This is a genomic window from Haloarcula sp. JP-Z28, assembly GCF_011440255.1.
GTDB lineage: Archaea > Halobacteriota > Halobacteria > Halobacteriales > Haloarculaceae > Haloarcula > Haloarcula marismortui.
Genome location: NZ_JAAOHT010000003.1, coordinates 163,462 through 177,138, shown reverse-complemented (window position 1 = coordinate 177,138; position 13,677 = coordinate 163,462). Strand labels below are relative to the sequence as shown.

Sequence of the window (13,677 nt, the reverse complement as noted above, 5' to 3'; positions counted from 1 at the left end):
GCGGGTGGGCCTTGCTCGGTGAGGCAATCACCCCGACCGCAGTGGCGGGCTTCCTGACTATCTTCACGGGGTTCGTAGTACTGGGCAGCGAGTCGGTCGACATCCGGGCACTGCTCCCGGCTACTACCGACGAGGGTGACACTGTGTCCGAAAGTCTCGGCATTGCGGACGAACAGCGTGGGTTCGAGTCCGACTGAGATAGGCCGTTAGGGTGTCATATGCCTGTTTCGACCTCACTTAGGATAGGGAGTACACTGAGCCCGCCGGCCACAGAGATTCAGCAAAGTATTCACTCCACCGTCATGTATCCCAACGGGCATGACTGTCGGTGAAAATACACGCAGTCGACAACTGTTGATACCGATAGGCGGACTGGCGCTAGTGTTTCAGTCGATAGCGTTTGAGGGGACCTTCGGACTTATCGAGCATCCCGGTGTTTCCGGGGTCCTCAGAGACGTGCTGAGCGGTGGTCTATTGCTGGTGGCAACGGTCTGTCTCTTCGGTGGCGTGTATCTACGCCTGCGCAGTTCGTGAGCGACATGCCGCCCTTCTGCACGTGGCTAGGCTGCTACGGCTGGAAAAAAACATCTCGCGACGACCGGATACACCGGGCGGTCACTACAAACCGTCGCGAAGAAGGTCCGCGGGAAACCGAGGCTGTGCGTCGGTTATATTGGCGGGATGATCGCGGGGTCCTCAGCGAGGAACAGCGTCTGCAGGCCGAGGGCCAGCGTCAGGAGCACGCCGAGGATAACTACCGTTCGGACCATCCAGAGCCAGGTCGGACCAAATGCCCGGAGCCCACCCGTCCCCTGTCGGAGCTCGGCAACTGCGTTGGAGGAGAGCACCCAGCCGACGAACACCAGGATGAGCAGCACTGACAGCGGGAGGAACAGCTTGTACGCGAGCGTGTCGAACCAGCCGAACCACGCTAGGTCCCAGGCTGACGGGAATCCGAGAACGAACAGCACAACTCCGAGCATCGCCGCCAGAGACACTCGTGAGTATGACGTGTTGTCGACGCCGTAGGAGACTGCAACCTCGAGGAGGCTAATGGCGGAGGAAATTGCAGCGATGAGGACAACGCCGAAGAACACGACACCGAGGAGTCGACCTCCGGGGAGCTGTGGGAACGCCGACGCCATCGCGACGAAGATGGCCGACGGACCGCTGGTGTCGGGGCTGACGTTGATGGCGAAGAGAATCGGGAACACGACCAGCCCGGCCAGCACACCAACGAGCGTGTTCGTCACGACAATGATGCCACCATCCACCGGGAGGCTCTCGTCGTCACCGATGTACGAGGAGTAGGTAATCATGGCTGCCATCCCCAGCGAGAGGGTGAAAAACGCCTGTCCAACTGCGAACGGAATCAGGTCGCCAGCGTTCGCCGCCAGCGTGGAGAAGTCCGGTGAGAGGAAGTAGCTGTAGCCAGCCCCTGCTCCCTCAAGCGTGGTAACCCAGGCCGCCATCCCGATCATGAGGAGAACGATGCTGGGGACCATCACCTTCGTCGCCTTCTCGATACCGTCCTCGACACCCACTGCGACGATACCGACACAGATCAGCAGGAACAGTGCCTGTCCGACGACAGCTTCCGGCCCACTGGCGATGGCTCCGAAGTACTCCGCGGAGTTTCCGAAGTATGCGCCCGTTGCGCTACCGAGGATATATCGCATGACCCACCCGCCGACGACGTTGTAATACGAGAGGATCCAGAATCCCGTAAAGACGCCTAGGCCACCGACGACCCGCCACTGCTTGAATCCGAGTTCTGCAAACGCGTCGACGGCATTACGGTTCGTTCGCCGTCCGATGATGAACTCTGCCAGCATTGCCGGAAAGCCGATGAGCAACACGGCGACGAGGTAAAAGACGAGGAACACTGCGCCGCCGTTTGTCGCGGTCTTGAACGGGAACTGCCAGATGTTTCCGAGACCGACTGCGCTACCAATCGCTGCGAGAAGGAACCCGAGCCGTGAGGCCCACGTTTCTCTGTCACTCATTGTGATGCGGCATATTCTTTTGGGGTATAAAAACCACAGTGATTCCGATTCGCAATACTCCGCCGTAATGTCAGGACAAACACATAACTCTCGAAGCCAAACAACAGCCGAGACATCAGCACTGATACCCCCTTGCCGCCGGTTCCTGACAGTGCGGATACGTGACGACGAGAAACGTGGGGCTAAGGCCGGGCGGCAGGCGGGCCAGATACAGCCACCAACGTCAGACCTCGCCGTACACCGGTACTGCCGCTCCGCTGGTCACGGCTGCGGCGTCAGAACAGAGGAACAACAGTACGTCGGCGATATCTTTCGGGTCGACCCACGTCTCGAAATCAGCGTCGGGCATCATCTCCCGGTTCATCGGGGTGTCGATGACGCTGGGCATGACGGCGTTGGCTCGCACGGACCCGAGGTTCTCCGCCGCGATGGTCTCCGTTAGCAGTCGGACGCCGGCTTTCGACGCTCGGTAGAGGCCGTCGCCTGCACCGCCCTCCAGCGACGACCGCGCGGAGACGGAGACGATTGCGCCCTCGCTAGCCCGCAAGTGTGGAATCGCGTGTTTCGACGCCAGAAACATCGTCTTCAGGTTCACGTCGAACAGGAAATCGAACGTGGCCGCATCCGTCTCGTGGATCGGTGTGTCGCCGCGCCACGTTCCGGCGATGTTCAGCAAGTAGTCCAGTCGCCCGTGCTCGTCGACGACCGCGTCGATGGTCTCGGCGACGTCGTTCTCGTCGCTGAAGTCCGCCCGGTAGAAGTCCACGCGTTCGGGGTCGGAAAGCAGGAAATCCTCGGTGTTCGGTTCGACGATGTCACTACCACAGACGGTCGCCCCGGCCTTGAGAAAGGCGTTTGCGACCGCACTGCCCAGCGCCCCGCCAACGCCCGTGATCAGTACTATCTTACCGTCGAAATTATACTCGGTTGACATACAACTGTCAATGGATAGTAGTAATATAAAAGCCCATCTCAAGAAACCCGAGGGTCGAGTCTGTGGACCGACGATAGGCGGTAGTGCCGGTCGGACTACGGCGTGACGACGAGTTTGCCGAGGAAGCTGTCGTTGCGCACGTCGTCGTGAGCCGCCGGGACCTCTGCAAGGTCGTAGCGGCGGGCGACGACCGCCGTCAGTTCGTCGTCGGCCATGAGCGTTGCCAGTCGGGAAAGCACCGCGCCGAACTCGGGCGTGTTGAACATCGAGACGTGGTGGACGCTGAGGGCCTTAGCCCGGCAGCGCGGGACGTTCTCGAACGTCGCCGCGAGGTCGGTGTTCCCGATGGCGGCGATCCGCGCGCTCTGGGCGGCAACTTCAGCGTCGAACGCGAGATAGTCGTCGAGCCGGTGGTCGAGAATCACGTCCGGTGCGCCGGCGTCAACCACCGCGTCGGCGAGGTCGTCCCGACTGTAGTCGAGCACGTCGTCCGCACCGAGGTCGGCCAGTTGGTTGTGGTAGGCCGGTGACGCCGTCGTCGTCACCCGCGCTCCGTTCGCCGCAGCCAACTGGACCGCAACGTGGCCCACGCCGCCGCTCCCGCCGTGAATCAGCGCCCGTTCGGCCGGCTCCAGCGAGCAGGCGTCGACGAGCGTCTGCCAGGCGGTGACGCCGACGAGCGCGACGGCCGCCCCCGCCTCGGCGGACACTCCCTCGGGGAGCTGTGCCAGATGCGACTCCGGAACGGTGACGTACTCCGCGCAGGTTCCCTGGAGCCAGTTGCCCAGCCCGGTTGCGAACGCCCGGTCGCCTTCGGTGACGGAAGCCACGCGCTCGCCGGTCGCGGCGACGGTCCCGGCACAGTCGGAGCCGGGTATCCAGGGCAGTTCGCCCGGTTCGTAGTCGCCGGTCCGGAAGTACGTATCGACCGGATTGACCGCCGCTGCCTCGACTTCGAGCAGGACCTCCTCTGGACCTGGCGTTGGTCGTTCGATGTCGTCGACGCGGAGCACGTCCGTCCCGCCATATTCGTGGAATCGTACAGCACGCATTGCAGTATGCGTCAGGCGGTATCGGCAAAACCTTTCCCCACAGTCCGATCGGCTTCTGATATGGTTTTCATATCGCGGTACGTGCAGCGAAACCGCCGGCAGCGAACGGGTGGGGCCGGTGCCCATCTCTGCGACTGTGAGGTATATCAGTAGAGCAATAGAACGTTCCACCGGTAGCCGTTCCGAGGCGACGGATTTCTACAGTCGGTTGTGGTGCTTATCATCAGTGAGAATTGCGTAGCAACCCTTTATTAGCAGGTTTGTGTAGAATTGCGTGATGGATTCAAATAGGGACTCGCCGCTCCCGAGCTTTATTGCTGGCAGTTACGCTGCCAGGCTCGGGGTGGCGCTTTCATTCGCGATACTTGTTATTATCGCTGCTGGAGTCCTGACAAGCGTGCAGGCGTCCGCCACTCTCGAAGAAGACGTGGCGGACGACATCACCGCGCTGTCAGAGACACAGGCAGTACAGTTAGACGACTGGCTGACGACATCGCGTCGGAACGTCCGGTCGACGTCGCGACTTCCCGTGTTCACCGACGGAACGGACACGGAGAAACAGCAACGACTGGAGGAGTTACGGTCCAACGAGGAACTACCGCCCGGTGTCGTCGCAGTACACTACTTTGACACCGAGACAAGCGAGATTCGCGCCAGTTCGAATCAGGACTTCATCGAGGTCAACGCTGCCGAGCAAGGGGCACCGTTCGCTACGGACCCGCCACAGTTCGACGGCCCCGACGACACGCACGTGACGGAGCCGTTCTCCGTCTCAGTCGTTGACCACCCGATAGTTGCCGTCGTTTCGCCGGTTCCCGGGGACGAAGACAGAGCGCTCGTGTACATGATCGACCTCCGGAAGAAGGCCGATCAGATATCGAGCCACCGCGAAGGGTCATTTACCACGGTTGTCAACACCGACGGGGAGTTCGTCTCACACCCCAACCACTCGATGATCGGGTCGACAGCACCGATTTCCCAGATGGAATCGGACCCGCTGGGCACGCTCGAACCCGGACAGAGAATGTTCCACGAAACAGACAGTATGTTGATGGGGCTGACCCGTCTCGAATCACACGACTGGGTCGTTATGGTCCACTCCAACCGGGAGGCCGCATACGCCCTGAGCGATCAGATCAACTCTGACCTCATTGGTCTCATCCTGCTTGCCGTCGTCAACCTTGGACTCATCGGGGTCACGATCGGCGGAAACACGATTGCTTCGCTGCGGCGGCTTTCGGTAAAGGCTGAAGCGATGGCCGACGGTGAGCTGGATGTCGACCTCGATACGTCCCGGGAAGACGAGTTTGGAACACTGTACGCTGCCTTCGATAATATGCGGGCAAACCTCCGGACACAGATATCTGAAGCCGAAACTGCCAAGCAGGAAGCCGAGGCGGCCAAAGAGCAGGCACAGGCTGCCCGTGAGGATGTCGAATCCGAACGCAACGAGATGGAGGCGCTGACCGGCCACCTCGAACTCAAGGCACAGCAGTACAGCGACGCCCTCGACGCAGCCGCCAACGGCGACCTCACCGCACGGGTGGAAACGGACAGCATGAACGACGCAATGGCGGAGGTCGGCGAGGACATCAACACGACGCTCGATGCGCTCGAAGACACAATCGCCGATATGAAAGCGTTCGCGACGAACGTCATCCAGTCCAGCGACCGTGTCAACTCGAACGCGGAGCGGGTCGACCGGGCCAGCAAGCAGGTGTCGAAGTCGATCAACGAGATCTTCGAGGGGACGACCGAGCAAAACGAAGGCCTTGAATCGGCGGCCGCAGAGATGCAGAACCTTTCGGCGACCGCACAGCAAGTCGCCTCCTCTGCCCAGCAGGTCGCCGACACGTCCCAGTCGGCCGCTAAAGTTGGCGAGGACGGCCGCGAAGCCGCACAGGAAGCTATTACGGAGATGAGCGCTATCGAGGCCGAGACCGGCGAGACCGTCGAAGAGATCAACGCGCTCGACGATGAACTCGACGAAATCGGTGAGATTGTCGGCGTCATTACGAGTATCGTTGAGCAGACGAATATGCTGGCGCTGAACGCCTCTATCGAGGCCGCCCACGCTGACGGTGACGGTGAAGGGTTCGCTGTCGTCGCAGACGAGATCAAGGGCCTCGCAGAGGAGACCAAAGAGGCCGCCGCTGACATCGAAGGGCGCATCGAGGCCATTCAGGAGCAGGCCGGCGACACCGTCGAGACGATGGAATCGACCAGCACCCGAATCACTGAAGGCGTCTCGACGGTCGAGGAGACCGTCGACGCACTGGAGACCATCGTCGAGTACACCGAAGAGGTCGACACCGGCATTCAGGAGATCGACCGGGCGACCGAGGAACAGGCCCGGACCGCACAGGACGTGATGGGGACTATCGACGACTTGACGACGATCAGTCAGCAGACGGCGACGGAGGCGGACACCGTGGCCGGCGCGGCACAGGACCAGTCCGCGTCCATCGAAGAAGTGTCTGACTCCGCGACGGAACTCAGGCAGCGTGCTGACGATCTCGAATCGCTACTGGACCGCTTCACTGTCGAAAACTCCGCCGGGACGGGCACCGACAGCACGGCCGCTGTGGGGGATGACTAACAATGGCAACGATAACAACCTGGTTCACGCTGGGATTACTGGGTGAACTGCTCGGGACGGCGGTGCTGGCGTACGGCTACACGCTTGTCCCCGAAGAGACGCGGAAGCGGTATCTGCTGCTGATCGCGATTCCGGGTATCGCCATCGTTGCCTACGCGCTGATGGCGCTTGGCTTCGGGTCGATACAGAGCGAGGGGCACGCGGTGTACGTGGTCCGTTACGTCGACTGGCTGTTAACGACGCCGCTCAACGTCTGGTTCCTGGCGCTGCTCGCTGGCGCAAGCCGGGAGGACACGGTGAAACTCGTCGTCCTGCAGGCGTTGACTATCGTCTTCGGATTCGCCGGCGCGGTCACTCCATCACCGGTTAGCTACGCGTTGTTCGCAGTCGGTGGAGCGCTGTTCGGCGGCGTCATCTATCTCCTCTACCGGAACATCGCAGTGGCTGCGAAGTCGACCCTGTCCGACATAGAGGTCAGCCTGTACCGCACACTCCGGAACTTCGTTGTCGTCCTCTGGCTTGTGTATCCGGTCGTCTGGCTACTCGGTGCGGCAGGAGTGGGCCTCATGGATGTCGAGACCGCGACGCTCGTGGTCGTTTACCTCGACGTGGTCACGAAAGTCGGCTTCGGCGTCATTGCCTTGCTGGCGATGATCGACCTCGGCTCAGCCGGGGAGACCGCCGAGGAGCCGACAGCGGTTGCAGGGGACTAGCGAGGGGCAAGCGAAGCGCGCCCCTCGAAAATGCGAACGGCGACGAAAGGAGCCGTTCGCAGGGAGCGACCTTCGTTGCTGTGAAGTCCACTTTTGTATGAGGCACTACACGCATATACGACGACACTCAACGGCCAGTCAGGACTGCTCTTCACTGGCAGTCCCAGTGGTCTCTGTCTCGTCAGTCGCGCCGGCCGCTTCAGTCCCGTCCACGGTATCGAGTGCGTCTGGAAGCTGATCTTGGATCAGCCAGAACGTCAGCCGGTAGACGCCATACCCGAGCAGGACGAATAACACAAGATCGATAAGATACAGTTCGACGAATTCGAGGAGCGAAATTTCGTTGAGCGCGAGGTTGCCGGACAGGATGAGAAACTCAAGGGTGGCGAGGACAAACAGCGCGGGTGCAAAGAGGACCACCAGTCCGATGACGAGAAGTGCGACCCGTTTCTGTGAGGGGGAAACAGACATACCGCTAGTTCGCTGCCCAGACAGATAGCTCTACACGTTGCTTGTTACCAATCCTGTACCGACCGCCCACGCTATGCTATAGCTGACAGTGACTGAAGTGAACGGCGGACAGCGAGGGTATCGAATAAAGAGAAGCGCGCCAGTCAGTGGATGCCCATCGCTTCGATCTGCTCCTGATACCGGTTCCGGATGGTGACTTCTGTCACCTGAGCCACGTCAGCGACCTCGCGCTGGGTCTTCTTTTCGTTACACAGCAGCGAAGCGGCGTAGATGGCTGCGGCGGCGTAGCCAGTGGGTGATTTCCCCGAGAGCAGCCCTTGCTCGGCGGTGGTGTCGATGATTTCGTTGGCCTTCGACTGGACTTCCTCAGAAAGTTCCAGTTCGGAGGCAAACCGCGGGACGTACTGCTTGGGGTCGACCGGTTCCATCTTCAGTTCGAGTTCCTGAGCGACGTAGCGATACGTCCGGCCGATCTCCTTCTGTTCGACCCGGGAGACATCCGAAACTTCCTCTAGACTGCGGGGGATGCCTTCCTGTCGACAGGCCGCATACAGGCAGGCGGTGGCGACGCCCTCGATGGAGCGACCGCGGATGAGGTCCTCGTTGAGCGCCCGTCGATAGATGACCGAGGCGACTTCCCGGACCGACCGGGGGACACCGAGTGCGCTCGCCATGCGGTCGATCTCCGACAGTGCGAACTGCAGGTTCCGTTCGCCGGCGTCCTTGGTTCGGATGCGCTCCTGCCACTTTCGAAGGCGGTGCATCTGACTCCGCTTCTCCGAGGAGAGTGACCGACCGTAGGCGTCCTTGTCCTTCCAGTCGATCTGTGTGGTCAGCCCCTTGTCGTGCATCGTCTGGGTCGTGGGGGCTCCGACGCGTGACTTGGACTGGCGTTCGGAGTGATTGAACGCCCGCCACTCCGGCCCGCGGTCGATGTTCTCGTCCTCGATGACGAGGCCACAGTCCTCGCAGACGAGTTCACCACCGCCGTCGCTAGATATGGACTCCGACTCACACTCGGGGCAGGTCTGCTGGCCCGTGCTCTCGGACTCCTCCTCGCGTTCCTCCTGTTCAGAATCCCGCTGGCGCGTCGGCCGTTCCATGTGTTCTTTTACGGAGAAAAGCCAATCACGTATAAATGTTTGGGCGAGTCCGACAGTTTTGCCTGGTTTGGACGCGGTCTGTGAATCCTAAATGGAACAATCATGTTAAATTTACCTAGAGCTGTCTATGTTTCGAGCAAGCGATGGGTGTAATCGGCTGGCACACCTCGTTCTCACTCCGCGATGACGGTGGAGCGCGGACGGGCCGACACTGTTCGCCCCGCATATCGCGCTCTTTTAGTCCGGGACTCACCCACTTTGAGGTATGAGCAAGGTCAATATCGGGCTTCGGGGCTGGCGCTTCAACGAGGACGTGCTTGGGTCGGACGGGCGGGTCCGCCCGCTCAAGACCATGGAGCCGGAAACTCGCCAGCGGTTACTGGTGCTTGCAGAACGGGTTGTCGACCCCTGTGACGCCTGCTGGCTTATTCACGGCGACGAAGACATCGAACAGTGCAACGTCGCGGATGCTATCTACGGCGAGCCGATGGGCGAGGTAGTCGTCTGTTCGGACCACGAGACGGACTTCATCTACTGGTTCCGTGAGGAAGGCGGCGAGGCCTACGCCGGTGATACTGACCTGGCCTCGGCCTTCCACGAGTGGTTCCTTGACGGGAACCGCGCCCCGGAGGGGTACGTCGGTCTTGAACACGTCGATGAAGACCCGACAGCGCTGCCAGAGGCCCCCGACAGGGACGAAGCGATTCCGGGACTCGAAGAGGAAGTCGAGCAGATGGACGAGGAGGACCTCGACACAATCGATATGGACCTCAGCGACCTGGACGTATGATATCGGTCGCCGTCGTCGACGCGGAGACGCCGGGCAACGTCGGCACCATCGCCCGGTCGATGAAGAACTTCGGCCTGTCGGAACTGCTGCTCGTCGACCCGCCGGAGCTAGACCCAGACGGCGAAGCGTATGGCTTTGCTGGCCAGGCCCGTGACGACATCCTGCCGAACGCCCGGACGGTGACGTTCGACGACATCGTCGAGAACTACCACACCGTCGCCTGCACGGCGACGACGAACGAGGACCCCGCCAACCACGTCCGGTATCCGGCGACGACACCGGCCGACCTGGCCGACTCGCTCCGGGACGTCGAGGGCGATATCTGCGTCGTCTTCGGCCGCGAACGGGTCGGGCTCTCGAACGACGAACTCGCACGGCTGGACGTCATCTGCTCTATCCCGGCCAGCGCGTCGTATCCGGTGTTGAACCTCGGCCAGGCGGCTACAATCGTTCTCTATGAACTGCGTGAGCTAACTGTTGCCGAGACCCAGCACCCCGAGGAGCTGCATACGCTCGCCGAGACGCCGGCGGTCGAGGGCCTACACGAGGAGTTTGACCGATTCCTCGGTGCTATCGGTCACCCCGAAGAGAAACAACACAAGGCCCGGCGGCTGTTCCGGCGGGTGCTCGGGCGTGCGCAACCGACCGGCCGGGAGACGAAGACGCTTCGCGGTCTGTTTCGGCAAGCCCGACAGCGAATCGAGCGTGCCGAAGACGACTGAGGGTCAGTCGAGCTTTTCAGACCCAGTGTCGGAGTCGAACAGCGAACCGATGACGGCGTCGTGGGCCTTCCGCAACCGGTAGTGCAAGGTCGGCGCGGAAATGTCGAGTGTCGCAGCCAGTTCCTCCGCGGAGCTCCCTCGCGGCCAGTCGTAGTAGCCGCGTGCATAGGCAGTCTTGAGCGCGGCGGCCTGTTTCGGCGTTAGCCGGTCGCGTATCCGCGTCTGGAAGTCAGTGGCCGTCGAGACCGGCTGGTCGACGTACTGCTTGCTCCGTAGTTCTGTCCCGGGCGTTCCCTCCTGAATCGCCTCAACAACGGCACGGACGTTGATATCCGGCGCCATCTCCGCTGTGAACCGCAGATCGCCGTCCGCTGCGACGGCCTGCTGAACGGCCCCGCCGTAATCTGCGAGCGTGTCAAGCGGCGATGTGGATATCTCATCAAGCGTGACTTCGAACAGGGGCGCTCGGTTCTCCGCCGCCGTTTCCACGACGGCACAGGACTCGACTGACGGCGTCTCAGTGAGCGCCTGACACACCCGGTCACTGTCCACACCCTTGGCGCGAACATAGTGGATACAGTTCCCGGAGCTGATCGGAACGCGCCGTTCGAGCGTGAATGAACAGTCGAGCATCGCGGAGAGGCCGGCGAAGATATCGTCGGAATCCGGCGTCAGGAACTCCAGTTCGACGGTCGTCGCCGCCAGCAATGACTGCTGACTGTGGACGCGCTGAATAGAAAGCGCGATAAGTCGCCCCAGATCAGCCAGGATGTCCGACTCACGGCAGCCAATCGTCGCTCCAGTCGATGCGTACACGATCAGTACGCCGTAGGTAGTCTCGCCAGTTGTCAGGGGAACTGCCGCGACGGAGCAATGGTCTTCGATTAGTGGGCGGTCGATCTTGGTGTCCGAAGGCGTCGACACGCTGGCGATGTCCTCGACGACCTGTACCTCACCGGTGTCGATGGCGTCGATGGCGAGGCTGTGCTCGCCGGACGAAAGCTGCTCCGACGTCGCCGTGTCTATCCCAGCAGCGGCACCCAGTGTTATGCTCGTGGCACTCCCGCGGCTCCCGGTCCAGACGGCCTGGTACAGGTCCGATTCAGTGAGATGTGCACACACTGCCGATTCGATTCCCTCACGTGTCTGTGTGTCCTGTAACGCCTTCGCGATCTCTCTGCCCAGCACGTTGAGCCGCTGTGCCTGCTTGAGCTTGTCACGCTGTCGTTCGAGCTCGGTCTGGCGGTGCTTATGATCGGTGATATCTCGCGCGACGAAAATGACAGTGTCGGGGTCGTACGCGCGACTTTCCAGCGGTGCGACCCGTGCCTCGAACCACCGCTTGTCACTGGGTACCTGCAGTTTGTACTCCACGGACTGGAACGACCCGGTCCGCAGGGCTGCACGAACGGCCGCCAGTAGCGAATCAGCGGTATCGTGAGGGAAGAACTCGTGTAGCGTCTGGCCGACAAGCGTGTCCGTATCGTCTACCGTCAGCATCGTCTCCGGGTCGGTCAGACAGTCGAGAAATCGCCCTTCCGCGTCGATAATGAAACTGGGGTCGGGAAAAGCAGTGTTCAACGCGTCCCGCTGTTCCGAGTGGCGCTGTCGTTCGAGTTCGTAGCCGGCCCAGTCGGAGAGCAACCGGACGAACGTCAGGTCCCACTGCGTGAACTCCGCTGTGCGCGGCTCCAGTCCGTAGAAGCAGAACGTCCCGTACACGGCTCCATCGACGACGACGGGCGCGCCGATGTAGTTCACAATGCCCCACTCCGGGTCAGCGAGGTCCGGCGCGTCCGCCTCAACGTCCCTGATCGCGAGCGGTTCGCGGTGTTCGACGACGTGTCTGCAGTTCGGGAGGTCCTCGATGCTGGTCGTTCGGCCGGCTTCGAGGTCGGCAGTCGTCGGTGCAGTGACTGCCTCGAACACGTACTCGTCGCCGTGGACCCGAGAGAGCGTCCCAAACGACGAACCGAGCGTCTCACAGCCGAGCTCTAACAGCGCGTTGAGCTGTTCTGTGAACGTCCGGCTTGAGTCGGTGCAGATGTCGTAGGCCGCTTCGAGCACCGACTCCCGTTGCTTCCGGGCCGTGATGTCGATATGTGCGATAGATGCGAATGTCTCCCCATCAATGGTGAACGGAGCAGCGTACAACCGGAACCACCGCTTCGCTGACTGGGTGTGACACGGGTATTCGAGTTCGAACGAGGATTGCTCGCCGGCGAGGACGGCCCTGATCCCCTCGGCTGCCTGTTGCCCAGTCGTGTCGTCAGCCATGTCAGCGACACCGAGGTAGTTCACGCCGAGCGTATTCGGTGTCACCTCTGTTCCGTTTGCCCGGCCGAACTCGCTCCATGTCTCGTTCGTCGAGAGAATCACCCCGGACGCATCTACGATCGCAAACATGAGGGGTAGTGTATCGATGGCTGGCCCGTACAGAGCGGGAACATCGTGGCCATCCATGACACTCGGGACCATGCGTTCAGTGTGGCGGCGAGCTACTTAAGGCCCGGTGTCTGGTTAGAATATTAATATTTCAGCAACGCTCATACCTGTGACGAATATAATCCCAAATTAGGGCTATAGCGGACTTTTGAGGGACCACATTCGAACGAAGCCCTGACATACCAACCACCAAATATTCACATATTAACCAATTATCGACCGGCCCGGATATATCAGATATGACTCCGTTTTGCCCCGATTTATTCTAGGGACCTAGAGAGAGTGTTTAGGATGGTTACCATTGTAGCGACCCACAGGATACTCACTGCCTCACTATGGATTCCACTGCTAATCCAGTTCGCGTCGAACTGTTCGTCCGGTCCCTGTGTCCGGAAGCTGCAACGCAACAACAGAACTACGTGCTTGACCGGTTACAGGCTCTTGAGGACGCTGGCTGTATCGAGGACCTGTCGATACTGATCTGGGGACGCCGGATCGAACCGCGACTCGCACAGCGGACTGCGGAGGGACGACACCTGCTGGAACGGCTTTCCATGTTCGAACAGTGGGAACGGGACTCCGATGTCTCGCTTGACGCCTTCGACTGGCAGCACCCGGTGACAAACATGGTTTCCGACGAGTCGGTCAACGTCATCACGCTGCCGTCGCTTGCCCTCGCTGAGTACGTTGACGATGACCTCCAGCACGTCGCCCCATGCACGCGAGATGGCACGGTCTACCGCGTCGTCGATCGTGTCAACCACCTCGCGGATACTGCAGACATAGCCGACGAAGTTGGGCATGAGCGTACTGTGGTACAATAGCGTTCGAACCGTCCAAAC

The 13,677-nt window shown here is 61.0% G+C and carries 12 protein-coding genes and 1 pseudogene; 7 read left to right on the top strand and 6 right to left on the bottom strand.

Translation table 11 applies throughout. The annotated features are described in order from the left end of the window. Together G9463_RS03290 and G9463_RS03285 are read left to right on the top strand one after the other, a co-directional pair. Positions 1-197, top strand: a pseudogene (locus G9463_RS03290) (EamA/RhaT family transporter); the annotation flags it as partial. A 121-nt stretch (positions 198-318) separates the two neighbouring features. Continuing rightward, on the top strand, positions 319-534 hold the full coding sequence (locus tag G9463_RS03285) for a hypothetical protein (protein ID WP_011222774.1): 216 nt from the start codon (positions 319-321) through the stop codon (positions 532-534). A gap of 134 nt (positions 535-668) precedes the next feature. Here G9463_RS03285 and G9463_RS03280 read toward each other — a convergent pair whose 3' ends face one another. From G9463_RS03280 to G9463_RS03270, 3 genes are all read right to left on the bottom strand, one after another. Then, positions 669-2,006, bottom strand: coding sequence for a sodium-dependent transporter (locus G9463_RS03280; protein WP_004963472.1), 1,338 nt, complete (start codon positions 2,004-2,006; stop codon positions 669-671). Positions 2,007-2,229: 223 nt separating this feature from the next. Next, on the bottom strand, positions 2,230-2,940 hold the full coding sequence (locus tag G9463_RS03275; protein ID WP_165895946.1) for an SDR family oxidoreductase: 711 nt from the start codon (positions 2,938-2,940) through the stop codon (positions 2,230-2,232). A 95-nt stretch (positions 2,941-3,035) separates the two neighbouring features. Then, positions 3,036-3,992: an NADPH:quinone reductase gene (locus G9463_RS03270; protein WP_165895945.1), complete on the bottom strand. Its 957-nt coding sequence runs from the start codon at positions 3,990-3,992 to the stop codon at positions 3,036-3,038. A gap of 397 nt (positions 3,993-4,389) precedes the next feature. On the opposite strand from G9463_RS03270, the gene G9463_RS03265 reads away from it, so the two are divergent. Further along, positions 4,390-6,591: a methyl-accepting chemotaxis protein gene (locus tag G9463_RS03265; RefSeq protein ID WP_165895949.1), complete on the top strand. Its 2,202-nt coding sequence runs from the start codon at positions 4,390-4,392 to the stop codon at positions 6,589-6,591. A 2-nt stretch (positions 6,592-6,593) separates the two neighbouring features. Next, the gene (gene sop2 / locus G9463_RS03260; protein ID WP_011222779.1) at positions 6,594-7,304 is read left to right on the top strand and encodes a sensory rhodopsin II; all 711 of its coding nucleotides are present in this window, start codon (positions 6,594-6,596) and stop codon (positions 7,302-7,304) included. A 138-nt stretch (positions 7,305-7,442) separates the two neighbouring features. Here sop2 and G9463_RS03255 read toward each other — a convergent pair whose 3' ends face one another. Next, entirely contained in the window at positions 7,443-7,775 is a 333-nt protein-coding gene (locus G9463_RS03255) for a hypothetical protein (protein WP_007188218.1), read from the bottom strand. Between the two features lie 143 nt (positions 7,776-7,918). Further along, positions 7,919-8,878, bottom strand: a complete 960-nt coding sequence (locus G9463_RS03250) for a transcription initiation factor IIB family protein (RefSeq protein WP_004518753.1) — start codon at positions 8,876-8,878, stop codon at positions 7,919-7,921. Positions 8,879-9,143: 265 nt separating this feature from the next. On the opposite strand from G9463_RS03250, the gene G9463_RS03245 reads away from it, so the two are divergent. Both G9463_RS03245 and G9463_RS03240 read left to right on the top strand, forming a co-directional pair. Continuing rightward, positions 9,144-9,668, top strand: a complete 525-nt coding sequence (locus G9463_RS03245; protein WP_004963456.1) for a hypothetical protein — start codon at positions 9,144-9,146, stop codon at positions 9,666-9,668. After that, positions 9,665-10,390 carry an RNA methyltransferase gene (locus G9463_RS03240; protein ID WP_005535666.1) on the top strand — a complete coding sequence of 242 codons (726 nt, stop codon included), beginning with the start codon at positions 9,665-9,667 and terminating at the stop codon, positions 10,388-10,390. The genes G9463_RS03245 and G9463_RS03240 overlap by 4 nt, the downstream gene beginning before the upstream one ends. Before the next feature lie 3 nt (positions 10,391-10,393). On the opposite strand, the gene G9463_RS03235 is transcribed toward G9463_RS03240, so the two are convergent. Further along, the gene (locus G9463_RS03235) at positions 10,394-12,868 is read right to left on the bottom strand and encodes a bacterio-opsin activator domain-containing protein (RefSeq protein ID WP_165895944.1); all 2,475 of its coding nucleotides are present in this window, start codon (positions 12,866-12,868) and stop codon (positions 10,394-10,396) included. A gap of 302 nt (positions 12,869-13,170) precedes the next feature. Here G9463_RS03235 and G9463_RS03230 point away from each other — a divergent pair, with 302 nt between their 5' ends. After that, positions 13,171-13,659 (top strand): HTH domain-containing protein, encoded by a 489-nt coding sequence (locus tag G9463_RS03230; protein WP_004963449.1) that lies wholly within the window; start codon positions 13,171-13,173, stop codon positions 13,657-13,659. The last annotated feature ends 18 nt before the right edge of the window (positions 13,660-13,677 follow it).